The organism is Oceanobacillus sp. FSL H7-0719 (assembly GCF_045040795.1).
Taxonomy (GTDB): Bacteria; Bacillota; Bacilli; order Bacillales; family Amphibacillaceae; genus Oceanobacillus.
The window spans coordinates 351,719-377,814 of record NZ_CP150301.1; the positions used below are offsets into that span (position 1 = coordinate 351,719).

Genomic DNA, 26,096 nt, shown 5'->3' on the forward strand with positions numbered 1-26,096 from the left:
GTTATAATGACTGGGGAAAATTATAAAACGGTTTTGAACATCTGTTATCATGATGTTCAAAACCGTTTTTACTTTGATAAGAGTATAATTGAACTTTCATCCTATCTGTCTTAAGTATGTAATCACTGTTATTAAGCCATATTAAGATAGAGGTGATTGGATGCGAAGTTTTCTTATATTCCTATTATTATGCAGTCTATTTCCTGTTTTAACTTTTGCTGAGAATGATAACCAATTGGAAATAAAGAAGATTAATCTGCAGAAGGAGGAACTTTTACATTATCAGCTTTCCTTCATTGATTCTGCTCTCATCGACAAAAAGAAATTAGAAAAACTCATGCATTCATTAGAGTCTGAAATAGCTGTTACTCCAATTAATGCGTCATATGATGAAAATCAAAGAATCATTGAGGGAAAGCAAGGTAAGACTTTAGATCGTTATACATTTAAAGTCCGCTTTATTGAAGCTTTTTATAAAGAGGAGGATGTGCAGCTGGAGATCCCTGTAAAATTTGTAGAACCTCGTATAGATGCGGCTTTATTACAAGAAATCAGCCAAAAAAAACTTGGCAGTTATTCTACGTATTTTAATTCCAGTAATAAAGAAAGAACAAATAATATTATGCTTTCTGCAGATGCAATTAATGGAGCAGTTATATTTCCTGGTGAAATTTTCTCATTTAATAAAACTGTTGGCGAAAGAACGAAGGAGAGAGGGTACCAACGTGCTCCTGTAATCGTTAGAGGAGAATTTTCTGAAGACATAGGTGGGGGGATATGCCAGGTATCTTCCACATTGTTTAACGCCGCAGACCAAAATGGAATACAAATGGTTGAAAGATTTACCCATAGCCGCAGGGTTCCATATGTGCCACCGGGTCGAGATGCAACAGTAAGCTGGTGGGGACCGGACTTTTCATTTAAAAATTTATATAACGAACCGATTGTAATTCGCTCAAAAGCAACAAAAGGGTATTTAAATATTGAAATCTATACATCTGAAACAGCAGAAAATTTTTCTGCTGACTAAATATAAAAGTGGCTACGGGCAAAAAATGCTCGTAACCACTTTTTAAATGTTTAGCTGAAATTACTCAGCTTTATGAAGTTCTAGTTCGAAGTTAATTTTAACTTCATCTGATACTAGGACACCGCCTGTTTCAAGAGCTGCGTTCCAAGTAAGTCCGAATTCTTCACGGCTGATTTTAGTTAAACCACTAAATCCAGCTACAGTAGCGCCACCCATAGGGTCTTTGCTTTGTCCTTCGAATGTTACATCAAGTGTTACCGGTTTAGTAGTTCCGCGAATTGTTAAGTCGCCTGTTACATCGTATTCGTTACCGCCTGTGCTCTTAATATCTGTAGCAACAAACGTAATTGTCGGGTGATTTTCCGTATCAAAGAAATCTCCTGAACGAAGGTGATTATCACGATCTTCATTCCGTGTATTAATGCTTGCAGCATCGATTGTAACTTCAACTGTAGCGCTTGTAAGATCTTCTACATCAGCTTCTACGACTGCGTCAAATTTATCAAAAGTACCTTTGGCTTTTGAAATCATCATGTGCTTAACTGAAAAACCAACTTCACTGTGAACTGCATCTAAATTCCATTTTGTTTTTGACATAAATAATTACCTCCAAATAATATTTTGTTAGAATGTGTTGCGTTACTTACTTTATGTTACTTAGTATAGAATGATAAATTGATATTGTCAAGTGTTCTTAATTAAAAAATACTTATTTAAAGATAAATTTACAAATCAATAGTAAATTACGGTTGTTTTAACGACATTATAATTCCAATTCCTTTTTTTACATGGGGTTAAACAATAAAGTTGAGAGATCTTTCGTTTAAAGAATGAATAATCTTTTAGAATTCGTTATAATAGAAAGACAATCATAAATAGTCGGGTAATTCAAAAATGATACAGAATATCCAACAGTATATACTTACTGTATGTTATTTCTTCAATTTCATTTGAGACCCAGATACAACAAAAGGAGAGATAAAATGCAAGAGACGTACAATCCGGTTTGGGATTTAGATGGTATATTTCCAGGAGGAAGCAGCTCAGAGGCTTATGCTGGTTATGTAGAAAATATCAAGCAGGAAATTAAAACACTTTCTGCAGAACTAGCTGAATTTAATCCAGAACAAAAAAATGTAGAAGCAGATCTTGTTAAAATTATTAATGACCTTGAATCAACAATGATTCATATTCGACAATCTGGAGCATTTGTCAGCTGTTTAAGTGCACAGGATGTTAATGATGAAGGTGCAAATATTCTAATAGGCAATGGCAGTGCGCTAACAGCAGAATTTGGTGCTGTCATGACAGACTTCAAAGAAAAAATCTCAGAGATACCTGACCAAGCCTGGGAAGAGCTGTTAGATAGTGAAAAGCTAGAAGATTTAAGATATATTCTAAATGAGTATCGTCGGAATGCCAAAGAGCTATTGCCATTGGAACAAGAAGTAATTATTAATGATTTGGCTGTTGATGGCTATCACGCATGGAATCAAATGTACAGTACGATTGTAGGCAATATGAAGGTAGAAATTGAAGAAGATGGTAAAGTCAATACATATTCGATTGGTCAAGCCTCGAATAAGTTAAGCTCAGGAGACCGCAATGTACGTAAACATGTTTTTGAAAGGTTGCAAGCAGCATGGGATAAACAGTCCTCTTTATTTGCTCAAACATTAAATCATTTGGCAGGCTTCCGTTTGCAAACATATAAACATCGCAAGTGGGATAATGTATTAAAAGAGCCATTATCGATTAATCGAATGAAGCAAGAGACTCTAGATGCCATGTGGACAGCAATTACGAATAATAAACATCATTTCGTAAAATATTTGAATAAAAAAGCGGAACTTCTCGGATTGAATAAATTAAGTGCTTATGATGTTGGGGCACCGATAACAAAAACAGTCAAAAAATCCAGCTATACAGAAGGTGCTCACTTTATTATTGATCATTTCCATAAGTTTAGTCCCAAGATGGCAGACTTTGCAAAGCAGGCATTTGAAAAGCGCTGGATTGAAGCAGAGGACCGCCCAGGCAAGCGTCCCGGCGGATTTTGTACAAGCTTTCCTGATAGCAAAGAGACCAGGATTTTCATGACTTATTCAGGGACGGCTTCAAATATTTCAACGTTGGCCCATGAACTTGGACATGCGTATCATCAACATGTTATGAATGATATTCATGGCTTGAATCAGCGTTATGCGATGAACGTCGCTGAAACAGCTTCCACTTTTGCGGAAATGATTGTAGCGGATGCATCTGTACAAAATGCAGCGTCTAAAGAGGAAAAGCAAGCGATGCTGGAGGAAAAGGTAAATCGCAGTGTTGCGTTTTTCATGAACATTCATGCTCGATTTATATTTGAATTAAGTTTCTATAAAGAGAGAGAAAAAGGTTTTGTATCCGTTGCCCGCTTAAACGAATTAATGGTTGAGGCACAAAAAGAAGCCTATCAGGGTGCACTGGATGAATACGACCCAAGTTTTTGGGCCTCAAAGCTGCATTTCCATATTACGGGAACACCATTTTATAACTTCCCTTATACATTTGGTTATTTATTCAGTCTTGGCATTTATGCGTACGCAAAGAAACAAGCAGGCAGCTTTGAAGATGATTATATTGCGCTATTAAGGGATACAGGACGAATGTCAGTTGAGGAACTGGCGATGAAGCATCTGCAGGCAGATCTTACAAAATCCGATTTTTGGGAGGATGCAATTGCACTTTGTGTTGCAGATGTAGAGGAGTTCCTGGCACTATAAATTTGTAAAAGTCTTGCAAATTCGTTATAATGAAAGCAACAAAAAAAGTAAATAGCAAAACCAACAAGGGGAGCTGTAACAGCTGAGAGTGAGCAATGAATTGCTCAGACCCTTAGAACCTGTTAGTTAGTACTAGCGTAGGGATGATGGTTTTTTGATGGATAATAAAAGCAATGCGAGCGGATTCCCCATCAGGACCTTCCCTTGGCATTGCTTTTTTTGTGTGAAAAAATTTGCTTTAAAGAGGGGAGTAATCGGGTTGAATTCTAAGAAAATACTATTTCTAATTGAAGTTTCAATCTTTACGGCGCTTGCATTATTATTGGATATCTTGCCATTATCGTTTAAAATTTGGGCTCAAGGCGGATCAATTTCATTTGCAATGATTCCGGTGTTTATTGTTGCTTTCCGCTGGGGACTGAAAGGTGGATTAATATCTGGTCTCCTTTGGGGGATACTGCAAATTGTGACTGGGAATGCATATATTCTTACACCGTTACAAGGCTTTATAGATTACGGACTTGCTTTTACTGTAATTGGCTTTGCTGGAATCTTTGCAAGTCAGATTCAGGAAGCCGTGAAAGAAGGCAAGACCAAAATTTACCTGACATATATCACTGGTGGTGTTCTGCTGGGTTCACTTTTAAGGTTTCTAGCCCATTTTACAGCAGGTGTTGTATTTTTTGAATCAGCGATTGAAGGGCAATCTGTGTGGATATATTCTATGATTTATAATATTTCATATATGTTCCCGTCATTTATATTATCATCAGCAATCGTATTCTTTTTATTCCATAAACAGCCACGAACTTTGCTGAACCTAGCATCAAGTTAAAGAAAGTGTATTTGGAATCCGCTCATATAAATGAACCTCCTTGTTTCATCTAGATGAAATAAGGAGGTTTTTTGCATCATAAGATTGTATTTGAAAGCTATATGCAGGATTTTAATAACTTATATGGTTACTCACAATATTCCGGCCTGGCTATATTCAGTCTTATTGCTGCCCTTTCAATCCGAGTATGGAAATGCTGCTTCGTTCAAGGAATATTAACAGTTAGTTATTTTATCTAAATTAAAATCTTATTAATAGCATAATTGGAATAATACTAGTATGCTTTATATAATTAGAAAAATGAGAAAGAGGGGATGAAGATGCAAGCATTTGTTTTTGAACATGGGGAACTTAAGATAAAAGAGATGCCAGATCCCACTCCTGGAAAAAATGACGTCATCGTTAAATTAAAAACAGCGGGACTTAACCGCCGGGATCTTTATATTCCAAATCGCAGAGGCAACGATAAGGATGCATTGATTTTAGGCTCTGATGGAGCAGGGATTATAGAATCAATAGGAGCAGAAGTGACGTCAATACAACCTGGTGATGAGGTAATTATTAATCCTGGTTTGCGATGGAAAGAGAATACGCCAGCCCCGCCAGAAAGCTTTGATATATTAGGGATGCCTGATCATGGAACGTTTGCTGAGAAAATCGTTCTCTCTGAAGACCAGGTGGAAAAAAAGCCGAGTCATCTTACGTGGGATGAAGCGGGCGTGCTTGCCTTAGCAGCCTTAACAGGGTATCGTGCACTGGTAACGAAAGGACAAGTTAAAGCTTTAGACACTGTTTTTATTCCGGGAGCAGGAAGCGGGGTCAGCACGTACATGCTTCAATTTGCCAAGAGTCTTGGTGCCAAGGTAATCGTAACTTCCAGAAGTGAAGAAAAACTGGAGCATGCTAAAGATTTGGGTGCAGATCTTGCAATCGCAACAGAAAGTGACTGGAAAAAGGAATTAGAAGATGAAGTAATTGATCTAGTGATTGACAGTGTAGGAAGAGCTACATTTAATCGTTCATTGGAAATCTTAAAAAAGGGTGGAAGAATCGTTGTTTTCGGAGCAACAACAGAAGATAATATAGATTTAAACCTAAGAGAATTCTTTTATGGTCAATATCAGCTTTTCGGTTCTACAATGGGGAGCAGGGAGGAACTTCGTGAATTGCTTCAACTCATGGAGGAAAAACAATTGCGCCCAGTGGTTGACAAGGTATTCCCTCTAGAGGAAGCTAATCAGGCATTGACTTATTTAAAGGATAGCAATCAATTTGGAAAAGTAGCATTGAAAATGGAGAATTAAAAACGCAGTATGCCTCGTTCCAGAAGGCATACTGCATTTTTAATTTAAAGCATCTGAATTGAATCCATAATCTGTTACATAACCAGGAATACTCCATATTCCTGAATTTTTATTTCTGGCTTTTTCTTCAATTTCATAAAAATCATCCACATACTTATCGTTTGGTGGATAGACAAATGCAACACGGGCAAGACCTTCCTCGAGAAGCAATTCGTTAATCATATCGCCATTCTCATTATAAAGATAGGCGAGTATACGGTCATATTTATCACGTTTTTCAGTACCAAACTCTAAATAAATTGTTTCATTCTTTTCAAATGCAGTCTCCATGAATTTACTTGCTTCAAAACCAAAGGGCTGCACGTCTTTTGTAGGATGTTTTGTTTCTGGTGTATCAATTAATAAGAGACGAACATACTCTTCCTGTCCATCAATTTCTGCAATGAGGGTGTCGCCGTCTACTGCTCTAATAAATGTAGCTTTTTCACCGATAACCTCTGTTTCGCTTATACAAGCTGCTGTGATTAAGATAATAAATAAAAATACAGTACTAAATATCTTTCTTAACATCTTCCTTCTCCCTAAGTACATGATTTTCTTATTATAACTCAAATTCCATACATAAGAAAAATATAAATTCAGCCAGCTGTTCAGCAATTGACAGGAGACTTGGAATAAAGATATCAAGCTTGCTGTGAAAGGTAAGTGAAAAGAAGAGAAAGCCAGGATATGACCTCTTGATCATATCCTAGCTTTTTGGTTTAAATAAGATTGCTCCAATAACACCAAAGATAATAGCTGCTGAGATTCCAGCACTTGTAACTTCAAACATTCCAGTTACAACTCCGATAAGACCATGTTTCTCAGCTTCAGCCATTGCACCGTGAACCAAAGAGTTTCCAAAGCTTGTTATCGGAACTGTTGCACCAGCTCCAGCAAAATCGATTAAAGGTTCATACAATCCAAAACCATCTAATACTGCGCCAGCTACTACAAGCAGACTTAGTGTATGTGCTGGTGTAAGCTTAAATACATCAAACATGATTTGGCCGATAACACATATAATACCGCCAACAACGAATGCCCAGAAAAAAATCATCATTGATCACTTCCCATTTCAATAGAGACTGCATGTGCAATACATGGAATTGAATCCCCTTGCTGGATGCTTAGTGGTGAATGAAGGGAACCAGTTGCGACAAATAATATTTTCTTAAATTCACCGAGTTGCATTCGTTTAAGAAAGTGACCGTACATTACGATTGCCGAACATGCCGGACCGCTCGCTCCAGCTAAAACAGGCTGGTCCTCACTATAAATCGTCAGACCACAGTCTACAAATTGTTTTTCAGGCAGATGGATATTCTGTTTCTTTAATAAATCGAGTGATACTTCTCTGCCAATCCTTCCTAAGTCACCAGTAACAATTAAATCATAATAGGAGGCATCGATATTCCGTTCCTTTAAATGGGTAACAATGGTATCCACTGCTGCTGGTGCCATAGCCCCTCCCATATTGAATGGATCTTTAACACTGAGATCAACTACTTTACCGATAGTTGCAGAGGTTACGTTAGGTCCATTTCCTTGCTTGCCGATTAATACGCAACCAGCACCTGTTACAGTCCATTGTGCTGTAGGAGGTTTCTGGCTTCCATAGTCATTTGGAAATCGAAATTGTCTTTCTGCTGCAGCATGATGGCTCGATGTTCCACTGAGAATATAGTCAGCCCCGCCAGTATTCAGGAAAGCTGCCGAGAGTGCTAATCCTTCAGCAGAAGTAGCGCAAGCACTAAAAATGCCTAAATAAGGAATGTCTAATGTTTTTGCGGAAAAGCTAGTAGGTGTAACTTGATTAATCAAGTCACCACTAATAAAGAAATTTACTTTATCTTTTTTAATGTTACTTTTGGATATGGCAAGATCTCCGGCTTCTTCCATTAGCTTTTGCTGTGCTTTTTCAAAAGAAGATGCTTCAAGCCATGCATCATCAAATAAATAATCGAAGTCATCTTTGAGGGGACCCTCGGCTTCAAAAGGACCACCTACAGTTGCTGCAGACAGAATTACCGGCCGATTATTAAAAAACCATGTTTGACGTCCGATTAACATTATATAACCCCCAATTTAATGAGGATGGTTTTAATTAATGCAACAATAAAAGCTGAGAATACGCCATAAACAATGACAGGGCCAGCAAGTTTCAGCATGTTGCTTCCTACACCGAGAATAAATCCCTCTGTGCGATGTTCAATCGCCGAGGAGATAACTGCATTACCAAAGCCGGTAACAGGTACTGCAGAACCAGCACCGCTGAATTGGCCAATTCGTTGATATAAACCAAATCCAGTTAATATCATGGTGATAAATATTAGTGTGGCAGTAGTAGGATTCCCAGCAGTTTGTTCTGTGAAATTGAAATTATAGATATAAAAGGTACTGATTAATTGTCCAATAAAACAGATAAAGCCACCTACAAAAAATGCTTTTAAGCAATTCTTCAATAATGAGCTTTTCGTCTCTTTTTCTTTCAGATAAGTCTGATACTCTGGAACATCAGGAGAAGGACTTTTTTCTTTTTGATCTGTCATTTTGCTTGCTCCTTTATGATGAGTTATGTTTGTTCTTTGGAAAGTTTAATGATTCTCTCCAATTCTTTATTAAGCTGTTTTTTGGATAAAGCTGTATTCTTTAGTTTGTCTTCCAGTTTTTCCAATTCCAATGCAATTTTTTGGTCTGTAGAAAGTTCGAGCTTCAATGGGTGAATTTCATCATTTAAATCTTTTTCCAATTCTTTCCGAAAGTCCTTTAATTGAAAACGGTCTTGATGCTTTGGTATAACAGCAATTAGTATTTGAGAATCTGAGTTTACTGCATAAACTTCGTTAAATGATTCATTTTGCTCCATATAAGTTTTTAACTTATTGGAAATATCCTGCTGGTAAGCTGTAGAAGTGTGAATAACGGAAAACTCTTCTTCTTGTGTATTTGTTTCTTGTTGTGCAGTATTCGTACACGCACTAAGCAATAGGAAAATAGTTAAAAATAACCCACATTTAGATGCCCGAATATAAGGTGAAGATGGGATCCACTCCCTTATATGAATCATGCTCATCCGAATTCGCCTCCTGTCTATTAACAGTTGTTATTTTTTGAAATTCGAACCTTATTATACTTGGTACATATTTCCTTGAAAAAGAAAATGGAGAAATATTACAGAATGTGAAACATTTATTTGATGCTGAACGTCATAATATAAGTAAGGTAATGATAAGGGGCAGATGTAATGAAGAAACTCATTAGTTTATTACTTATTTTAATCCTAATTGGAGTTGCTTGTGGTGTGTGGCTTGATCGCAGCGGAACCCTCGTTTATTCAAAATCATTGCAGCAGGAAGCAGATGACTTTCTTTTACATATCAGAATAGAAGGGGTGGATGAGGGAGTGAAAATCTTACGTTCCATTCAATATATTGGAGAAGAAGATGTAGAAATTACACATCAATCCCCTCTAATTTCTGTTTCAATCGCAGACGACAGTCATTCATTCAGCGGAGAGTCAATTTCCAAAAAGATGAAAAAGGGAACAATTTATCATCAAGAAGAGGCCGTATTGCCAGCACAGGACAAGGGTATCCGTGAATTATCAATTCACGCGAAATTTTCTTGTAATAAAGAAGAAATCAATATAAAACATATCGAAGAACTGGAATTTCAGTAGAAACATGAGAGTATATAGCCATTCAGACAAAAAGAACTTCCTATTTTATAGATAAACATTAAAAAAGTCAGGGAAGGAGCCCCTGACTTTTTTAATGTTTATTGAAGTGTTTCGTTTGTACATATGAAGCTACATCCATTCTAGTTGGCACATGATATTTACGAAGCATTTGGTTTGTCCAATTATCCAATTTATTATTGGTTGAACGCTCTTGGTAATAATGATTCAAAGCTTCATCATAGGCTTCGATATATTGCTGTTTTTGGCTGTTATCATATGTATTCTCATGAAATACAGCTTCAAAAGGCAAGCGCGGCTTCACTTCAGGCTGATGGTCCGGGTAGCCGACTGCCAGTCCATAAAGTGGAATAACGTATTGCGGTAATTCGAGCAGTTCATCAACCTGATTAATATCATTTCTAATACTGCCTAAGAAACAAGCCCCTAAGTCAATTGATTCTGCAGCAATTACCATATTTTGGGTAACGAGTGCAGCATCTACTGTCGCAACAATAAACTGTTCTGTACTTTCAAGATTAATTTTCATGCTTTCTTTTTCTTCTGCTGAAGCTAGGCCTTCAATCCGGCTTAAATCGGCACAGATGACAAATAAATAGCCATTATGTTCAACATACGGCTGCCCAGAGATCTTTTGCAGTTGTTTTTTTATATTTATATCAGTAATGCCTATGATGGAGTAAGCCATTACATTGCTGGAAGTCGAAGCACGCTGACCCGCTTCAACAATTGTTCTGACCATTTCTTTTGAGAGCTGTTCTTTTGAAAATTTGCGGATAGATCTGTGATTATGCAGTAATTGAATTGTTTCGTTCATTGATAAAACTTCCTTCCATGTTATTCTGTCTCTATTTGAAAGACTATTGTGTTTACAGAATTTCCCTCTGCCATTGTCCACTCATCATAAGATTCCTTATTAGGTTCAATTAAATCGGGTATAGCAATCGCAATATTTTTCTCATCAAGCCATTCAACTGAAAGAAATGGCCAGCTGTAGTTTAAAATATTTGGTGCGGTCTCTCCTTTAGTTATGGAGAGAGGTTTCCATTCAACGATGTCAAACACAACAAGGCTGCTAAGTGGTATTGTTTCTGCACCATGGCGAATAAAATGCAAAGCAACTTTTGATTCGTCGGGCGAGGAATAGCTGCTGACAAACCGGGCCATGTCTGCTACAAGTGAGGCTTGCTTATTTTGATTCTGATGTAGAAGTATATATGAGCAGCTTTCATTCCCGCAGGAAAAACTCAAAGTGTAAATGTCTTGAAGCGAGAGCTCTAATTTCTCGAGTTTCATTTTTCGTATTGCTTGCTGAGGATGTTGGTGCATACGAAGAAATTCATGAAGAATAGGTGTTTTACTAATATCAACTATAATTTGTTCTTCATTATGCTGAAACTCAATATATTCCAGTGCATCCATGTCTTTTGCGTTTTCTGCAGCATTGACTGGGTCCTCACTTATATAATCGGCTTTTGTAATAGCTTCTTCATTATCGTCCGAACAGGCCGTAATTATAAAAAATAAAAGAAAAAAAGCTGGTATTTTCCGCATTTAAACAACCCCTATATATGGGTAATATAAGTAAAACCTTCCGCATTTTTCAGATTGACTAATCACATTAATTATACAATATAATTAGCTGTTCTGCAGAGCAGGATGCTTTAGAACTTTCCTCATACTTTTTAAAATTGGCAAACTGGCAGTAAATAAAAGATTAAATTTTCATTCGTGACATTTTTTGATACACTTCAATTAATAACACATATGGAGATGGTATAGTGAAAACGTTCAAATTAAAGATGCTGGAAATTATTGATGAAAATGCAGAAACATATAAACCTATTCAAATACCTTTGATTGATGGACTGATTATTAACCGCGAAGATATGGAAAACCGCTGGCTGATTGAGGCTTTTACTGATAAAAAGCACCACGATTTCTTTAGGAATTTAAAAGAAAAAGATAAGGAAATTATTGTACATGTGAAAATTACCACTGATTTAAATGAAAAAGCAACATGTATTACAACAATTATAGGTTTAAATGAAATTGGTGATAAAATAAATGTGCTTTTTCTCGGAAACATGGTTGATCAGCGGACACCAAAACTGGAAAAAGTTCTAAATGAACTTATAATGAATGGGAACAAAGGAAAATCATTACTGAGTAAATTTAAAGAGAGCTTAAACTAATACTCTATCTAATTATTGCTGGGAGAAACGAATGATGCACAAAAAAAACCAAAAATACAGCAGGCTGCAAAAATTTATGCCAGTACGGCTTCTAATCGTCTTTTATTTAGCGGCCGTAGTTTTTTCTACTTTATTATTGTTATTGCCTATAGCTTATAAAGACGATGTAACCATCGATTTTATTGATATTATCTTTACTGCAGTCAGTGCATTGAGTGTTACAGGCTTAAGCACAATTTCTATTATAGACACATTCAATACGACTGGAATGATGCTCATAACAATCATTCTCCACCTTGGCGCGGTTGGAGTTATGGCCATCAGCACGTTAGTCTGGCTGGTAATTGGCAAGAAAATCGGACTTAAAGAACGCCGTTTAATCATGGCGGACCAAAATCAGACGAGCTTTAGGGGAATGGTTCGATTAATTAAAGAAATTATTATATTACTTCTAGTTGTCGAAGGAATTGCTTTTATAATTTTGGGAACTTATTATCTGAAGTATTTTGCTTCGCCTGGTGAGGCATTCTTTAATGGGTATTTCACAGCAATCAGTGCAATTTCAAATGCTGGCTTTGACTTAACGAATCAATCGATGATTCCATATGCAAGTGATTATTTCATTCAAAGCATTGTGATGTTTTTAATTATTTTTGGAGCAATTGGTTTTCCTGTACTTATTGAGCTTAAAGCATTTGTATTAAGAAAAAGACAAAATAGAGAAATACACCGTTTTAGTTTGTTTTTTAAAGTGACAACTGTAACTTTCTTTGCTTTAGTTATTATTGGAGCTATAGGAATCTATTTATTAGATATGCAGAGTTTTTTTAGAACAGCAAATTGGCATGAAACATTATTTTATGCTTTATTCCAGTCGGTAACAACGAGAAGTGGTGGATTATCAACGCTTGATGTCAGCCAGCTGACAGAGGCCAATCAGTTATTTATTTCTTTTCTGATGTTTATTGGTGCTTCGCCCAGCAGCGCAGGTGGAGGCATAAGGACAACAACTTTCGCACTTGTATTGCTTTTCCTTATAACGTATGTCCGAGGAAGACATCAAGTTCAGCTTTTTAATAGAGAAATACATGAAGAGGATTTATCGAAGGCATTAGCAGTTGTTTTAGTTGCATTCACATTCATGTTTATTTCCGTATTATTAATTTCAATTGTTGAGACCTTTTCACTCCCGCAAATCCTATTTGAAGTTACTTCCGCTTTTGGGACAGTAGGTTTATCACTTGGGATTACAGAACAGCTGACTAGCTTCAGTAAAATTATTCTTATGCTCCTGATGTTTATAGGGAGAGTAGGGATAATTACATTTCTATTTATGTTCCGTCCGAAGAAAGATCAAGCAAATTTCCATTATCCAAAGGAAAGAATCAATATAGGATAACGGTGAAAATAAAAAATAGCTTGTGCGTTTAATATGCACAAGCTATTTTAGATTCTTAGAAACAAAAAGCTGCTCCAACAATAATCAGCAGAATAAAGAGAACAACGATTAGCGCAAAGTTATTTCCGTATCCGCCGCCATATCCTTGCCCGCAACCAAAGCCACCACCAAAGCCGCCGCCGTAGCCCATAGATATTCACCTCCCGTGTCTTCAGTGTTACTATATGCACGGGAAAGTAAAAAGTATAGACATTCGCACAGACGGGACAAGTAAAATTTAATTTTTACTTTCGTTGGAGCCTTCTTTAATGTCAATAATTTTTAATTGATCATTCTCATAAGCAAAGATAAATCGAAACGTTTTTTCTTTGCTTTTTTCCTGGTTTTCCTTTGTCTCCCTTTCTTTTACCTCTACATTACTTGTTGTTTGAATGTCGTTGTTCTCGAGTACTTCACTCGTGGGCTCTGATGAAGTCAGCTCTTCAATATTAATGTACTGATTTCTAAATTCTGCATACGAGGATTCTTTTTGCAGTTTGCTGCCCAGCAGAGAGTAAGCATTAACATAATCGCGGATCCCGATGCTGTCCCAGAAATATTCGGTTAAGTATATAGCGTCTTGCAAGCCTTGTTCTGAATTACTTTTCGTAATGATATCCATGACGCTTGCGAAGTTCAGTTGGTCATTAACAGCTTTATTAGACCATTCCTTGACCTGGTCGATGACCTCACTAATCGGAATACTGAAACCAATGGTTCCATCTTGTGTACCTACAGAATTAATCCCGATAATTTCACCCGTTTCCCTATTAATTAAAGGACCGCCACTGTTGCCGTGGGTAATTTGGGCGGAAATCTGATAGACATTTGAATAATCAAAGCCATCTACTTCAAAATCTCTGTCTGTACCAGAAATAATTCCAAGGGTAACCGTATTTTGAAAACCATGCGGGCTTCCAAGTGCAATGACTTCATCACCAATATCAGCCATTTTATCTGAAAGCGGGAGGGTATCCATATTCGCTAGTTGTGGTACACGAATAACTGCAATATCTGTTTGTTCACTTATACCTACAATCGCTGCTGGATAGAACCTTGCATTCGCTGTACGAACATAGATTGCGTCAACATCTTGAATAACATGCGCATTAGTAATAATATCGCCTTTATCATTATATAAAAATCCAGATCCAGTTATTGTTTGATGCTCATTCTGACCTTCTATTTGAATCACGCTTTTTTCAGCTTCATGAATAATTGATTTTAAATCAAGATTACTTGTTGATTCTGAAACAACATCAACAATTGGACTATTTACTTTTGGCTTATCATCCTGCCAGTTTGTGTGTATCCTTAACACCGTAAACGCACTTAGAAGCAACAATATGACGGACAATACAATTGGCGGATAACGTTTCTGTCTCATAGGGTCTCACCTCATGTAGTAAAAATCAATTTGTATACCAGGTTATTTTTTTTACTTCTGCTCGTAAATCTTTACTTTTGTCTTTTAAATCGAAGTGGGTAAATTCAAACTTCCCTGTTTCTGAAGGATAAAGTGTGTCCGGGAAAATGAAAATTTCATTTGTCAAGATTTCATCATTATTTTTTAATAATGCATATTCAACCAAGATAGAATTTATTGGTACGGTTGCAGTGCTTTTCACTTCTCCATTAATAACAACTTGACCTTCATCATTGTTCTCCAATTTAACGGAAATCATTTCAATTGCATCCTTTTCATTGATTTGACTTTCTTTATAAGCTGTATCCATTGCTTGTTCCATCCGTTGTTGGACTTCTGTTTCAAATGCTAGTTTTTCTTTATTTATGTTCGTTAATAAGCTTTGCAGTTTCTCTGAATCTGGGGCATATTTTAGGCCGTCTTCAGCAAGCAGGATTGCATCATTGAATTGCTTGGCGTTTAATTCTTCACTTGCTTTTGAAAAAGTATAATCTATAATACGGTCACGAATTGCAGCAACAATTTTATCTGCATCAGGATGGTTGATTTCTTCAGCTTCCCATATTAAAATACGCAAATCATTAATGGATGGCCCTTCCTCCAGTTGTGCATTTAGCTGCTCAAGCTTCGCAATGGAGTATGTATCATTAATTTTCTCTACTAGCTTACTAACTGCGGGTCCACTATATGAACTTAGTTCTTCTTCAGCATAATCAATCATTTCAAGGGAAGTTTTATATTCTTTATTTGCAAGGAGTTCATTGATCTCGCCTAATTGTTTTTCGATTGCTATAACTTTATTTGAGAAATCCAAGGCTGTTTCAGCTTGTGCGAAATTCTTGCGTTTCTTTAGAGCGTCTTCTAGAAGGTCAGTTGCTCCATTAAAATCTTCGTCGAGCATGAGCTGCTCGGCTTCTGTATACAATTTTAGAGCATTTGCTGTTTTATATTGCAAGATATAGGCATAAAGACCAACTGCAATTACAGCGATGACCATTGTTAAAATTGGCAATGCCCACCACTTACTATACTGTTTATTCGTTTCAATGCGTGTATTTATATCATCAGGCAATAGTTTCCCGCATTTAATACAGTAATGTTCGTTTTCTTTCACCTTTGTTCCACAATTTGGGCAGTGCAGCATCTAACCACCTCGCTGTTCTTTACAAAATTCGATAGACTGTTTTTTGAATGCGCACTTTTTATATTTTAACATATAATCGCTTTCCTTAGCCGAAGAAAATTGATATGATAGTAGAGATAAAGGAATTCATATTTTCTTTCTGTATTCGTTCATGTAATAGAAGATGATGAAAGGGGTGCATATAAATGGAAACGATTTTTGCGATAACTCTTTTTGCAATACTTGCACTTAATATTGGATATTGTGTTTTGGATAATGAAAAATAATAATAAAAATCGGGCAGTCAAACAGACTGTCCGATTTTTATTATCTGGTTAAGTCCCATTCACTGAATGGATATATAATTACTTCTGACCTTCCAATAATTTCATCGCGTTGAATATAGCCTAAGCCATTACGGCTGTCTTTACTGATGCCTCGATTGTCTCCCATTACGAAGTAGCTGTCTTCCGGAATGACAATCGGTCCAAATCTTCCTGTTTTTTTACTGATTTCTTCACTTAAAAAGGTCTCCTGATACTTTTCGCCATTGATATACAATTCATTATTCGCCACTTCAATTGTTTCGCCTGGCAGAGCAATGATTCGTTTCACATAATTTTTATTTGGATGCTGAATAATGATAATATCTCCACGTTTTGGTTCATTAATAATATAGATGAATTTATTGAAAATTACCCTTTCCCCATTCTCGAGGGTAGGCTCCATGCTTTCACCCTCCACGATGGAAGTCGCAAAAATAAATGTGTGTACAAAGAAGGCGATAACAACAGCTACAATGATTGCTTTTAACCACTCTAACCATTCATTTTTTACTTTATTCTCCACAGGCTGTCACCCTCTCAAAGTTTGTTTCTTTTAATAGTAGCATATAGACTGTATGAATTCGAATAATAATTCCTCAACCTTACAGAGTTTTAACGCAAACCAAACATTCGTGAAATTGTTAAACAATTCAACTTGAAAACGAAATTATTCCGATTTTAATTAGTCAGGAGTCTATTTCGAATATAAAGGATAAATATTCAAGCAATTATGAACTAAAGTTACTAAAATGTTCAAATAATTTTGATTAAAAACAAGGGATACAGGGTATACTAAGGATAGTACCTAGTAGAAGGAGTGCAACCGATGAGACCTAAACGATTAAATTTTGAACAGCTGGTCAATCAGAATATTAAAGATTTATTGGATGATGAAAACAGCTTAAATCAATTAGAATTACGTTTAGAAAAAAAGCATGAAGTGAATTCACGTAAACAGCGAGAACGTCATGCAGAATTATTCTCAAACGAAGGCTAATAGAAGATGAAATAGAAAAAAGACGAGAGACGAGAGACGCAGCATGGTTTGTTTCTCGTCTTTTTTATTTTATGATCCAGAACGGGCTATATTCTTTTTTATGACAGAACTGTGACTACTGTAGACTTGTACAATGATTACTGCGCCGATTATGCAAGCCATGCCTATCATCTGAATAAGGGAGAATGTTTCTTTAAAAATAAGAATCCCGATCAGTGTTGCAACTACAGGTTCTACTGTAGTAAGTATGGAGGCTTTTGAAGCCTCGGTATGCTGTAGACCATAAGTATAGATAATGTAAGCGAAAGCTGTTGGAAGAAATCCAAGACCAAACCCATACAGTATAACCTCAGGTTCAAGGAGCAGTGCAGTTTTTTCCTGATATGGAAAGAAAGGAATTAAAGTAATTGCCGCAACGACAAAAGTATAGGTGGTTATTGTTAAACTGTTGTATTTTGCTAAAGCAAATTTGCTGAAAATGCTATAAAAGGCATATCCGAGACCAGAACCTAGCCCAAAGAGAATGCTGCCTAGCTTAAAAGCTTCTAAATTTAACGGAATGAAGCCAACTACTAGACTCGTGCCAAATAAAGTGATACAAAGTGCAATCACCTTTACTCTTGTTAATGGCTCTTTAAATAAAAAGAAAGAGAGAATGGTAACAAAGGCTGGTCCAGTATAGAGCAATGCAGTCGCTATTGGAATAGTAGATATTTCAATAGCAGTAAACATACAGTAATTAAAAAAGATAATACTAAAGACGCCCGTCCCAATAAAATACTTTAGATCTGTAAATTTATGTAATTTCAAGCTTTTTGGCGAAGTCGCTAATTGATATAGGAGAAGGAGGATGGCAGATGTCCATGCTCGCAAAGTAACTACCTCCATTGGTGTAAAGCCATAGGCATACAGGTTTTTAACATAAAAACTAATCGTCCCCCACATAGTGGCTCCCAGGATAATATAAATAAAAGCTCTGTTCAATTTTATCTCTACCTTTCCAAGCAATCTCTCATTTATTATAACATGTTATTAGAAAACTCAAAGTATAGCGATAATGATTTCAGTCCATACTTAATAAGAATAAAAGGGGGAGGGGAGAGTAATCGTGTTGTTTAAGGAACTATCAGCTAAAATACTGCTATTTGAATACAATGAAATAACCTTTATTGTTGCCATAATCTTCTTCGGATTGATATATATGATGTCGAAGAAGCTAATTATCTGGGGTACGAATAAAGGCATGGACTCTTTTTTAAGCTATGTATTGGCAGGATTATTATTTTTAAATTTATTTCTATTGATTTTTATTATGTATGAGGTAACAACGATCAGAGGGGTACTAGCTTATTTTCTGCAAATAATCGGGCTTTTTGGTGTGCTGTTAGTTATCGGAACTATAATGAAATCCTTTATTAAGAAATTGATAAGCAAAAAAGCGTGAGCACAATGCTACGCTTTTTAAATGATTTGAGAATAAACACATTGAAATGAGTTAATAATTTCGGTGTTTTTTTGTTGGCGGCCATTCCATCTTACCAAGAGAAGAGGGAGTAAAATAAGCGGAAGAATAGCTTTTTTCTTTTTTCACCTTTTTTACTGGCTTCCAATTAATATAGGGGTACAGGATACGCTTCGCCTGTGAAAGTGACATTTTTGATTGGGGATTTCGATAATCTTTATCTAAAGAGCCCAGATGCTCCAATTCCTTAAAGTCTTCTTTTGTAGGAGGAATGTGAAAATAGTAGTCAGCTACCTTTACAAGCAATGTAGAATGCTGATTACTATATTTCGGACGTTCTGAGAAATGAAGGCCAACTTTTTTAGCGCATTTTTCTTTCAATAATTTATTAATGGCTTCTTTTTTTACAAAATACAGATGCTGTGGTTCTGGTGCAGTTTTAGCATGTCGATTTACAGTGAAAATAGCTTGGGCAATATCATGTAGTTCCTTGTCCTGCATCAGGGATTCACTCCTTTCATTTTTACCTTCTATTAAAACTATCGTACCTTAAAGAATAGGTTTACGCAAATAGATTTGGATGCCATTTATCATTTTGCAGAAAGAAGCCTTGCCTTTGGAGATTCTGTAAATTCCGCTGGGCAAGGCTAATATTTAGTATTTTATTGTGTCACTTTTTTTAAATCATTAATGATTGTATCCATACTGGCAGATTCGACCCCATCATAGAACTTAATTACTTTACCCTCTGGGTTAACTAGATAAAATTTCACACCGTGTGTCACTTGGTCTGTACCTTCTGGAGCCTCAACTAGCATGCTCTTAAAAGACTTAATCGAAAGTTCCTTTATCGTTTCAAAGTCATATCCTGTTAAGAAGGTCCAATTACTAAAATCTGCATCATAGCTTTCACCATAGGCTTTTAAAACTTCTGGTGTGTCATAATCAGGATCAACACTGAAAGATACTAATTCGACATTATCGATTCCTTCTTGTGACATTTTTTCCTGTAATGTCTTCATATTGGCTGTCATTGGCAGACAGACAGTTGTACAATTAGTAAAAATCATATCAGTAATCCAATAATTTCCTTTCAAATCATCAAGTGCTAATGTTTCATTCTCCTGTGTTGTGAATTCAAAATCGAGCACATCTTCACTCATATTCGTTTCAATCGCTTCACCACATCCAGCGAGGAAAAGGGAGAGTGCCACTATACATAACAATCTCTTCATATCAAGACAAACTTCCTTTCATATATAAATAGTACGATAACTGCTAGTGTTAGTATAACATTAAACTAGCTTCGCTATTACTGTTGCTGATGAACTTGCTGTGAAACCTTTATGACAAATTTGACTGTAAAGTATATTCGTGGATTTCTGGCTTACAGAAGAGGCGATAAGGTACTCTTGTTGTTCCTATTCCCCCATTAACGAAGAGTTGAAGCTTGTCTTTTAATGTATACTTTCCAAGCACATATTTCTCTGCGAACGCAGGGCTATAAATGTGGCCAACAATTGGCAAGCGAATTTGCCCGCCGTGGCTGTGTCCAGAAAGCTGTACATCAACAGCGTGTTTTACAGCCTGATCTGCAAAATCAGGTTCATGAGCAAGAAGGATTGTAAAAATATCTTGATTTGTCTGGTGCAGTGCTGCAGAAAGATTTGGTTTACCAAGCATGAGATCGTCAATGCCTGCAATAATAAGCTTTTCATTATTTTCTTCGATGACAGTGTGGCTATTTTGCAATAAAGTAAATTCAGCTTGAGTCATAATATCGAAAACCTTTTCCGTTCCATAACCACCATGGTCATGGTTTCCGTATATCCAATACTTTCCTTTTGGTGCATGAAGGGGCTGTAAAGCTTGGATAATCTTCTTTTCCTCCGTATCGTTAACTTGTTTGGGATCATCAATCAAATCACCTGTGAAGACAATGATATCGGGTGCCAGCTCATTTATTTGCTTCACCAATTTTTTTAAGTCTTTTACTGTATAGTTAAATCCTAAATGTGTATCTGAGAACTGCACAATTTTTTTATTATGAAATGCATTTGTCAATTTCGCTGATTGTATGGTTTCTTTTTGTATGTGAAGGGACGAAGGTTCTATTTCTTTACTATAATAATGAGTACCACCCGTCAATCCAATCAAACTGATTAAAAATCCTGTTGTTCGTTTTAAAAAAGCTCGTCGATTCATATATTTCAAACCTCTCATTTATGTATAAGGCTGATTTTTAATAGATTATTAGTCTTTGTATCTAAAAATACCAGTATAAATTATAGCATGTATTAGGATATCAGTATATCCGTATTTTAAAAAGTGAAATGATCAACATAAAAGGGTTGACTATAATCGAAATTATCAGTTATCTGATTGACAATCGAAGGGGAAAAGGATACACTTTTATATGATAAAGTGTATCCTTTTCTATGGATAGATTAAGTAATTGTTAGGATCTCATTATCCTTCAAGGTCCCCAAATGGCATCAAAGTATAAATTATATAGCATATTGTTTTTTCACTTCTTCGTTGTTTGAATCTAAGTCTTCTCCCTGTTTTATTATATCTTCAATTAAGTGCCGTTGCATTAATCGGCAGACGGCCTGTATCTTTTAGTTGTATTATACTGCACGATAACACCATTTATTCTTATATTCATATGGTAAAGCAGGATAACTTGTTAAAGTAAAAGACGGGACTGCTGTTGTTGGAATGGATGTGTTAATTATCCGTGTTTTTGAAAATTGGGTTCGTTCGCACCAGAAATTACCGCCGATAGTAATTGCTTGCTATACAATTCTTATAATATGTATACCATTTTATAAAAAGAGAAATTGGAAGCGCTATTTTTAGTAAATAAATTAAAAATCTGATACAATAAATGAAGTATGAGATAATTTCCATATAAAACATGTGCATTTTGCAATGACGCGACAAAGATTGCTGTCTTAAAAAAACAGGAAAAAGTCTATACAGATGCTCAACAGAACGATATCGCTAATCTAAAGTAATCAAACCGGATAATAAAAGACCCAATAATAATTATTTTACCTAAGTTTTAATAAGGGGGTATTTTTTTTGAGTACAATGCAAGAAAGACAAATACAGGATATTTTAATCGAGGAACTGATGATTCCTTCCGAAAAAGTTGCCCATGTTCAATTAAACAATCCATTGGAGCACGCGCTATTGGTACTGGTGAAATCAGGATATGCAGCTGTACCAGTTTTAGACTCTTCCTATAAACTAGCTGGTATTATTGGAAAGACAGCAATTTTAAATGAAATATTGGGATTAGAACGTTTTGAGATTGAAAAACTCTCCGAAATGCGTGTTCATGAAGTAATGAAAAGTGATATTCCAAGACTTACAAAAAAAGAAAATCTTGTTGATGGTCTAAACGCTGTAATCAATCATGCTTTTGCATGTGTAGTTGATGAAGAGGGTCATTTTGACGGTATATTTACAAGAAGAGCAATTTTAAAAGAGCTGAAGAAAGAAATATACACAAAATCTTATAAAAAGTAATAGTAAGAATATCCTCCTAAAAGGGGGATATTTTTTTTTTAAAAATGAAGCAAAACACCATGCAAACAGAGAATATAAAATATTTAAAAAAATAATAAATAATGATAGCTATTTATTTCGAATTCCGATATATTTATAATTACGATAAATTTTAAGGAGGAATAATATTGGATATTTTCAAACGACTTAAAAGATTTTATTGGCCACATAAAAAATATTTCCTTTGGTCTTTATTATTTTTGGTTATTTTTACGCTCATCACAGTTGTTTATCCGGTAATTTTGCAAATAACCATTGATAATGTTGTTTTACAAGATCGCTATGAACTTATACCGTATATATCGCTTATTTTCTTTGGATTAATGATTTTTAAAGGTATCTCAACTTTTTCTTTTCAATATTTAAGTGAATTGTTTGGAATGACTTCTGTTTATAAAATGCGAAATGCATTGTATAATAAACTGCAAGTTTTATCCTTTAAATATTATGATAATTCGAAAACCGGAGATATTATGTCTAGAATGACAGCTGATGTGGAAGGGTTTCGGTTCTTTTTGTCAGCGGGATTTGCAGAGTTAATCAGAATTGTGCTTTTAATTAGTGTAAGTTTGAGTATTATGTTTTATTATTCGATACCACTCGCATTGGTTACAATGGTTGCTATGCCGTTTTTGGCGATAGTCGTTTATAAATTCGATAAACGTGTGCACCCCGCTTTTAGAAATATTCGTAAGTCATTCGGCAGACTAAATACCAGAGTACAAGAAAACATTAGTGGGATGAACACCGTAAAATCCTTATCGAGGGAAGACTTTGAAATTGGCAGGTTTTCCACCAGCAATGATAATTATCGACAAAATTATCTATTTACATCCCATTTATGGGCAAAGTATTTCCCATTGATGGAGTTTATTGGCAATATTGCAGTGGTTTCATTACTTGGCTATGGAGGCTATCTTGTTATTAATGAACAAATGGCATTAGGTGAATTAGTTGCATTCTTTAGTCTTGTTTGGTATATTCTCGGACCGCTGATGAATCTTGGTTTCGTAGTGAATATGTTTTCGCAGGCAAAGGCATCGGGAGAACGTCTGCTTGAAATTCTCGATCAAGATGAAGACATTGAAGAAAAAACAGGTGCAATTGAAGTTCCTATTCATGGAGATGTTACTTTTAGAGACGTCACACTCACTTATGTAGCAGATGATGATGCTGCCCTAAAACACATTGATTTTGAAGCCCCTTCTGGTAAAGTGATCGGTTTAATTGGAGCCACTGGAGCAGGTAAGACGAGTATTACCCAGCTGATAACCAGGTTTTATGAAGCGGATCAGGGGGAAGTGCTTGTCGATGGACGGCCGGTTGCTGATTATAAATTAAAGACTTTGCGCAGTCATATTGGTTTTGTACTGCAAGAACCATTTCTTTTCTCAACGACAATTAGAGAAAATATTGCTTATGGAATCCCAGATGTAACGGAAGACCAAATCATTGATGCAGCAAAAAGAGCACAGGCACATGACTTTATTATGAAAATGCCTGGTGGTTATGACACGTTGCTAGGTGAAAGGGGAATGGGTCTCTCTGGGGGACAGAAACAAAGAATTGCAATCGCAAGAGCGCTCTGTATTAATCCGAGTATTTTAATTTTGGATGATGCAACTTCGGCTGTTGATATGGAAACGGAATTTAAAATCCAGGCTGCGTTGAAAGAAGTTATGAAGGGGAGAACTACTTTTATAATTGCACATCGTATTTCTTCATTAAAACACGCAGATGAAATTCTTGTTTTAGATGGGGGAGAAGTGAAAGAAAGAGGTACACATGATGAACTGCTTATAAAAAATGGAATCTATCGCAGGATTTACGATATTCAATATCAGGATCGTGAAGAAATCATGGAAGCAGTCAATTTATAGTTTTAAAGGGGGAATAACTTTGGAGAACGTGAATGAGGAACGAAAGAAAAGTCATTTAACTCGTTTCCACTATACGGTTGATCAAGTGATTGAAAAACCATTTAATTGGAAACAAATGCTTCGCTTATTAAAATACTTGAAGCCTTACGCAAGAAGTTATTTGCCTGCTGCAATTATTGTCATGCTTATTTCTACACTTGTGCGATTAGCTGTACCGATTCTTGTGGGAAAGGTTGCAATTGATATTGCAATCTCTAATCAGGATATGACTCTGCTGATGTGGCTTGTCGCAATTATTGGTGGTTTATACTTACTGAACTTTATTGCAAATGCATTAAGGATAAGGTGGGTGAATCATTTAGGTCAGAATGTTATTTATGATTTAAGGCATCATTTATTTTCTCATGTACAACGGCTATCACATCGATTTTTCGATAATCGTTCAGCTGGTTCCATTTTAGTGCGAATCTTAAATGATATTAATTCGCTGCAGGAACTTTTTACAAATGGAATCATTAATTTACTGATGGATACGATTACATTGATTGGAATTACAATCATTCTTTTTGTATTAAGTCCAAAGCTAGCAATTGCAGTATTAATTGTCTTGCCAATTATGTTTTATATCTCAACGAGGTTAAGGAGAAATATCCGGCGTTCATGGCAGGATGTCAGGCTTCACCAGTCTCGCCTAAATTCTCATCTTAATGAGGGAATCCAGGGGATGCGAATTACACAATCCTTTTCTCAGGAAAGAGAAAATGCTGAATTCTTTGATGGAGTAAATAAAGGGTATTTTAATAGTTTTAGAAATGCTGCAAAAAAGAGTGCGTATTTCCGGCCATTTGTGGATATGAGTGATGCAGTCGGAACGATTATCTTGATTTCTTTTGGTTCCTTTTTAATTTTACAAGGTGAGGATAATGGGGGAATCGCCATTGGAACCTTTGTATCATTTGCTTTTTTCACAGGGATGTTTTGGGAGCCTATCTCTCGCCTGGGCCAGATGTATAACCAGCTTTTAATGGCGATGGCTTCTTCGGAACGTATCTTTGAATTTCTTGATGAACAACCAAACGTTGCGGAAAAAGAAAATGCCTATGAATTTGAAAAGATGCATGGTCATATTGAATTTAATAATGTTCAGTTTTCTTATAACGAGGAACGAATTGCTCTGCAGGAGATTTCTTTGGATATTAAAGCTGGTGAAACCATTGCACTTGTCGGACACACGGGAAGCGGCAAGTCAACGATAGCTAATTTAATCAGCCGTTTTTATGATCCAACAAAGGGCACAGTAAAAATAGATGACCATAATCTCAAGGATGTGCAACTTGCAAGCCTTAGAGAACATATTAGCGTAGTGTTACAGGATACATTTATTTTTTCGGGCACAATTATAGAAAATATTCGTTTTGGCCGTCCGGACGCGACAGATCAGGAAGTAATGGAGGCTGCAAAGGTTGTCGGTGCAGATGATTTTATTCAAAGACTTGCAGATGGATATTTTACTGAAGTAGAAGAACGAGGAAATATTCTTTCAGCGGGGGAAAGACAGCTGCTTTCCTTTGCAAGGGCACTCTTGGCGAGTCCTAGCATTATTATATTGGATGAAGCCACGGCAAGCATTGATACAGAATCTGAAGTTAAAATTCAAAAAGCATTAAAGCGTTTATTAAAAGGAAGAACGTCGATTATTATCGCCCATCGTTTATCAACAATTCGCGACGCAGACAATATCTATGTTCTCGAGAATGGGAAAATTTTGGAAAATGGAAGCCACCAAGTTTTACTGGAGAAAAAAGGTAAATATTATGAGCTGGTAAAATCACAATTTACAATGCTAGATACAATATAAAAACGGAGGAGGGTAATTTCGTAATAGAAATTACCCTTTATTCAAATAAAAAATAATAGCATCCTAAGACAGGAATTCCTGATTTAAAAAGTAATATTTCTTCCAAATATTGTGTACAGAAGGTGAGGTTGAATTTTTCACG

27 protein-coding genes, 1 pseudogene and 1 riboswitch are annotated in these 26,096 nt (G+C 36.0%); of the genes and pseudogenes, 12 read left to right on the forward strand and 16 right to left on the reverse strand.

What is annotated here, in order from left to right; translation table 11 throughout:
- Window positions 1-160: 160 nt before the first annotated feature.
- Window positions 161-1,030, forward strand: coding sequence for a VanW family protein (locus tag NST93_RS01680; protein WP_405100589.1), 870 nt, complete (start codon window positions 161-163; stop codon window positions 1,028-1,030).
- A 60-nt stretch (window positions 1,031-1,090) separates the two neighbouring features.
- On the opposite strand, the gene NST93_RS01685 is transcribed toward NST93_RS01680, so the two are convergent.
- Entirely contained in the window at window positions 1,091-1,627 is a 537-nt protein-coding gene (locus tag NST93_RS01685) for a YceI family protein (protein WP_405100591.1), read from the reverse strand.
- Between the two features lie 386 nt (window positions 1,628-2,013).
- On the opposite strand from NST93_RS01685, the gene NST93_RS01690 reads away from it, so the two are divergent.
- The 3 genes from NST93_RS01690 (at window position 2,014) to NST93_RS01700 (ending at window position 5,934) form a co-directional block, all read left to right on the forward strand.
- Complete coding sequence (locus NST93_RS01690) at window positions 2,014-3,795, forward strand: M3 family oligoendopeptidase (protein WP_405100593.1); 1,782 nt, start codon at window positions 2,014-2,016, stop codon at window positions 3,793-3,795.
- A gap of 56 nt (window positions 3,796-3,851) precedes the next feature.
- Window positions 3,852-3,956, forward strand: a riboswitch (TPP riboswitch).
- A 98-nt stretch (window positions 3,957-4,054) separates the two neighbouring features.
- Window positions 4,055-4,630 carry an energy-coupled thiamine transporter ThiT gene (gene thiT, locus NST93_RS01695; RefSeq protein ID WP_405100595.1) on the forward strand — a complete coding sequence of 192 codons (576 nt, stop codon included), beginning with the start codon at window positions 4,055-4,057 and terminating at the stop codon, window positions 4,628-4,630.
- Window positions 4,631-4,950: 320 nt separating this feature from the next.
- On the forward strand, window positions 4,951-5,934 hold the full coding sequence (locus NST93_RS01700; RefSeq protein WP_405100597.1) for a zinc-binding dehydrogenase: 984 nt from the start codon (window positions 4,951-4,953) through the stop codon (window positions 5,932-5,934).
- A 39-nt stretch (window positions 5,935-5,973) separates the two neighbouring features.
- Here the strand turns inward: NST93_RS01700 and NST93_RS01705 are convergent, their stop codons facing one another.
- The 5 genes from NST93_RS01705 to NST93_RS01725 form a co-directional block, all read right to left on the reverse strand.
- Window positions 5,974-6,504: a thermonuclease family protein gene (locus NST93_RS01705; protein WP_405100599.1), complete on the reverse strand. Its 531-nt coding sequence runs from the start codon at window positions 6,502-6,504 to the stop codon at window positions 5,974-5,976.
- 178 nt (window positions 6,505-6,682) lie between these two features.
- A complete protein-coding gene (spoVAE, locus tag NST93_RS01710; RefSeq protein ID WP_405103727.1) occupies window positions 6,683-7,033 on the reverse strand; it encodes a stage V sporulation protein AE in 351 nt (116 codons plus the stop codon).
- Window positions 7,033-8,046, reverse strand: coding sequence for a stage V sporulation protein AD (gene spoVAD / locus NST93_RS01715; protein ID WP_405100601.1), 1,014 nt, complete (start codon window positions 8,044-8,046; stop codon window positions 7,033-7,035). The genes spoVAE and spoVAD overlap by 1 nt, the downstream gene beginning before the upstream one ends.
- Window positions 8,046-8,525, reverse strand: coding sequence for a stage V sporulation protein AC (gene spoVAC / locus NST93_RS01720; protein ID WP_405100603.1), 480 nt, complete (start codon window positions 8,523-8,525; stop codon window positions 8,046-8,048). Before spoVAC ends, spoVAD begins: the two co-directional genes overlap by 1 nt.
- A gap of 23 nt (window positions 8,526-8,548) precedes the next feature.
- Window positions 8,549-9,049 carry a hypothetical protein gene (locus tag NST93_RS01725; protein WP_405100604.1) on the reverse strand — a complete coding sequence of 167 codons (501 nt, stop codon included), beginning with the start codon at window positions 9,047-9,049 and terminating at the stop codon, window positions 8,549-8,551.
- A 171-nt stretch (window positions 9,050-9,220) separates the two neighbouring features.
- On the opposite strand from NST93_RS01725, the gene NST93_RS01730 reads away from it, so the two are divergent.
- Window positions 9,221-9,655 carry a hypothetical protein gene (locus tag NST93_RS01730; RefSeq protein ID WP_405100606.1) on the forward strand — a complete coding sequence of 145 codons (435 nt, stop codon included), beginning with the start codon at window positions 9,221-9,223 and terminating at the stop codon, window positions 9,653-9,655.
- 91 nt (window positions 9,656-9,746) lie between these two features.
- Here the strand turns inward: NST93_RS01730 and nfsA are convergent, their stop codons facing one another.
- On the reverse strand, window positions 9,747-10,490 hold the full coding sequence (nfsA, locus tag NST93_RS01735) for an oxygen-insensitive NADPH nitroreductase (RefSeq protein ID WP_405100608.1): 744 nt from the start codon (window positions 10,488-10,490) through the stop codon (window positions 9,747-9,749).
- Between the two features lie 20 nt (window positions 10,491-10,510).
- Complete coding sequence (locus tag NST93_RS01740; RefSeq protein WP_405100610.1) at window positions 10,511-11,227, reverse strand: hypothetical protein; 717 nt, start codon at window positions 11,225-11,227, stop codon at window positions 10,511-10,513.
- 227 nt (window positions 11,228-11,454) lie between these two features.
- On the opposite strand from NST93_RS01740, the gene NST93_RS01745 reads away from it, so the two are divergent.
- Both NST93_RS01745 and NST93_RS01750 read left to right on the forward strand, forming a co-directional pair.
- Complete coding sequence (locus tag NST93_RS01745; protein WP_405100612.1) at window positions 11,455-11,868, forward strand: YwpF family protein; 414 nt, start codon at window positions 11,455-11,457, stop codon at window positions 11,866-11,868.
- Between the two features lie 34 nt (window positions 11,869-11,902).
- On the forward strand, window positions 11,903-13,267 hold the full coding sequence (locus NST93_RS01750) for a TrkH family potassium uptake protein (protein WP_405103729.1): 1,365 nt from the start codon (window positions 11,903-11,905) through the stop codon (window positions 13,265-13,267).
- A 55-nt stretch (window positions 13,268-13,322) separates the two neighbouring features.
- Here NST93_RS01750 and NST93_RS01755 read toward each other — a convergent pair.
- The 4 genes and pseudogenes from NST93_RS01755 to lepB form a co-directional block, all read right to left on the reverse strand.
- A pseudogene (locus NST93_RS01755) lies at window positions 13,323-13,403 on the reverse strand (YjcZ family sporulation protein); the annotation flags it as partial.
- A 141-nt stretch (window positions 13,404-13,544) separates the two neighbouring features.
- Complete coding sequence (locus tag NST93_RS01760; protein ID WP_405100614.1) at window positions 13,545-14,693, reverse strand: S1C family serine protease; 1,149 nt, start codon at window positions 14,691-14,693, stop codon at window positions 13,545-13,547.
- Between the two features lie 25 nt (window positions 14,694-14,718).
- Window positions 14,719-15,876, reverse strand: a complete 1,158-nt coding sequence (locus NST93_RS01765; RefSeq protein ID WP_405100616.1) for a zinc-ribbon domain-containing protein — start codon at window positions 15,874-15,876, stop codon at window positions 14,719-14,721.
- A 306-nt stretch (window positions 15,877-16,182) separates the two neighbouring features.
- Window positions 16,183-16,704 (reverse strand): signal peptidase I, encoded by a 522-nt coding sequence (lepB, locus tag NST93_RS01770; RefSeq protein ID WP_405100618.1) that lies wholly within the window; start codon window positions 16,702-16,704, stop codon window positions 16,183-16,185.
- A 303-nt stretch (window positions 16,705-17,007) separates the two neighbouring features.
- On the opposite strand from lepB, the gene NST93_RS01775 reads away from it, so the two are divergent.
- Complete coding sequence (locus tag NST93_RS01775) at window positions 17,008-17,178, forward strand: FbpB family small basic protein (protein WP_405100620.1); 171 nt, start codon at window positions 17,008-17,010, stop codon at window positions 17,176-17,178.
- Window positions 17,179-17,247: 69 nt separating this feature from the next.
- Here the strand turns inward: NST93_RS01775 and NST93_RS01780 are convergent, their stop codons facing one another.
- Window positions 17,248-18,162, reverse strand: coding sequence for a DMT family transporter (locus NST93_RS01780; protein WP_405100622.1), 915 nt, complete (start codon window positions 18,160-18,162; stop codon window positions 17,248-17,250).
- A 127-nt stretch (window positions 18,163-18,289) separates the two neighbouring features.
- Here NST93_RS01780 and NST93_RS01785 point away from each other — a divergent pair, with 127 nt between their 5' ends.
- Window positions 18,290-18,622: a hypothetical protein gene (locus tag NST93_RS01785; RefSeq protein ID WP_405100624.1), complete on the forward strand. Its 333-nt coding sequence runs from the start codon at window positions 18,290-18,292 to the stop codon at window positions 18,620-18,622.
- A gap of 51 nt (window positions 18,623-18,673) precedes the next feature.
- On the opposite strand, the gene NST93_RS01790 is transcribed toward NST93_RS01785, so the two are convergent.
- The 3 genes from NST93_RS01790 to NST93_RS01800 all read right to left on the reverse strand — a co-directional run bounded on the left by NST93_RS01790 (window position 18,674) and on the right by NST93_RS01800 (window position 20,845).
- A complete protein-coding gene (locus NST93_RS01790) occupies window positions 18,674-19,141 on the reverse strand; it encodes a YkyB family protein (protein ID WP_405100626.1) in 468 nt (155 codons plus the stop codon).
- 161 nt (window positions 19,142-19,302) lie between these two features.
- The gene (locus NST93_RS01795; protein WP_405100627.1) at window positions 19,303-19,875 is read right to left on the reverse strand and encodes an SCO family protein; all 573 of its coding nucleotides are present in this window, start codon (window positions 19,873-19,875) and stop codon (window positions 19,303-19,305) included.
- 109 nt (window positions 19,876-19,984) lie between these two features.
- Window positions 19,985-20,845 (reverse strand): metallophosphoesterase, encoded by an 861-nt coding sequence (locus NST93_RS01800; RefSeq protein WP_405100629.1) that lies wholly within the window; start codon window positions 20,843-20,845, stop codon window positions 19,985-19,987.
- Window positions 20,846-21,727: 882 nt separating this feature from the next.
- Between NST93_RS01800 and cbpB the strand changes: the two genes are divergently transcribed.
- The 3 genes from cbpB to NST93_RS01815 all read left to right on the forward strand — a co-directional run bounded on the left by cbpB (window position 21,728) and on the right by NST93_RS01815 (window position 25,954).
- A complete protein-coding gene (cbpB, locus tag NST93_RS01805) occupies window positions 21,728-22,177 on the forward strand; it encodes a cyclic-di-AMP-binding protein CbpB (RefSeq protein ID WP_405100631.1) in 450 nt (149 codons plus the stop codon).
- 167 nt (window positions 22,178-22,344) lie between these two features.
- Window positions 22,345-24,096, forward strand: coding sequence for an ABC transporter ATP-binding protein (locus NST93_RS01810; RefSeq protein ID WP_405100633.1), 1,752 nt, complete (start codon window positions 22,345-22,347; stop codon window positions 24,094-24,096).
- Window positions 24,097-24,211: 115 nt separating this feature from the next.
- The gene (locus tag NST93_RS01815) at window positions 24,212-25,954 is read left to right on the forward strand and encodes an ABC transporter ATP-binding protein (RefSeq protein WP_405103731.1); all 1,743 of its coding nucleotides are present in this window, start codon (window positions 24,212-24,214) and stop codon (window positions 25,952-25,954) included.
- Window positions 25,955-26,096 lie beyond the last annotated feature (142 nt).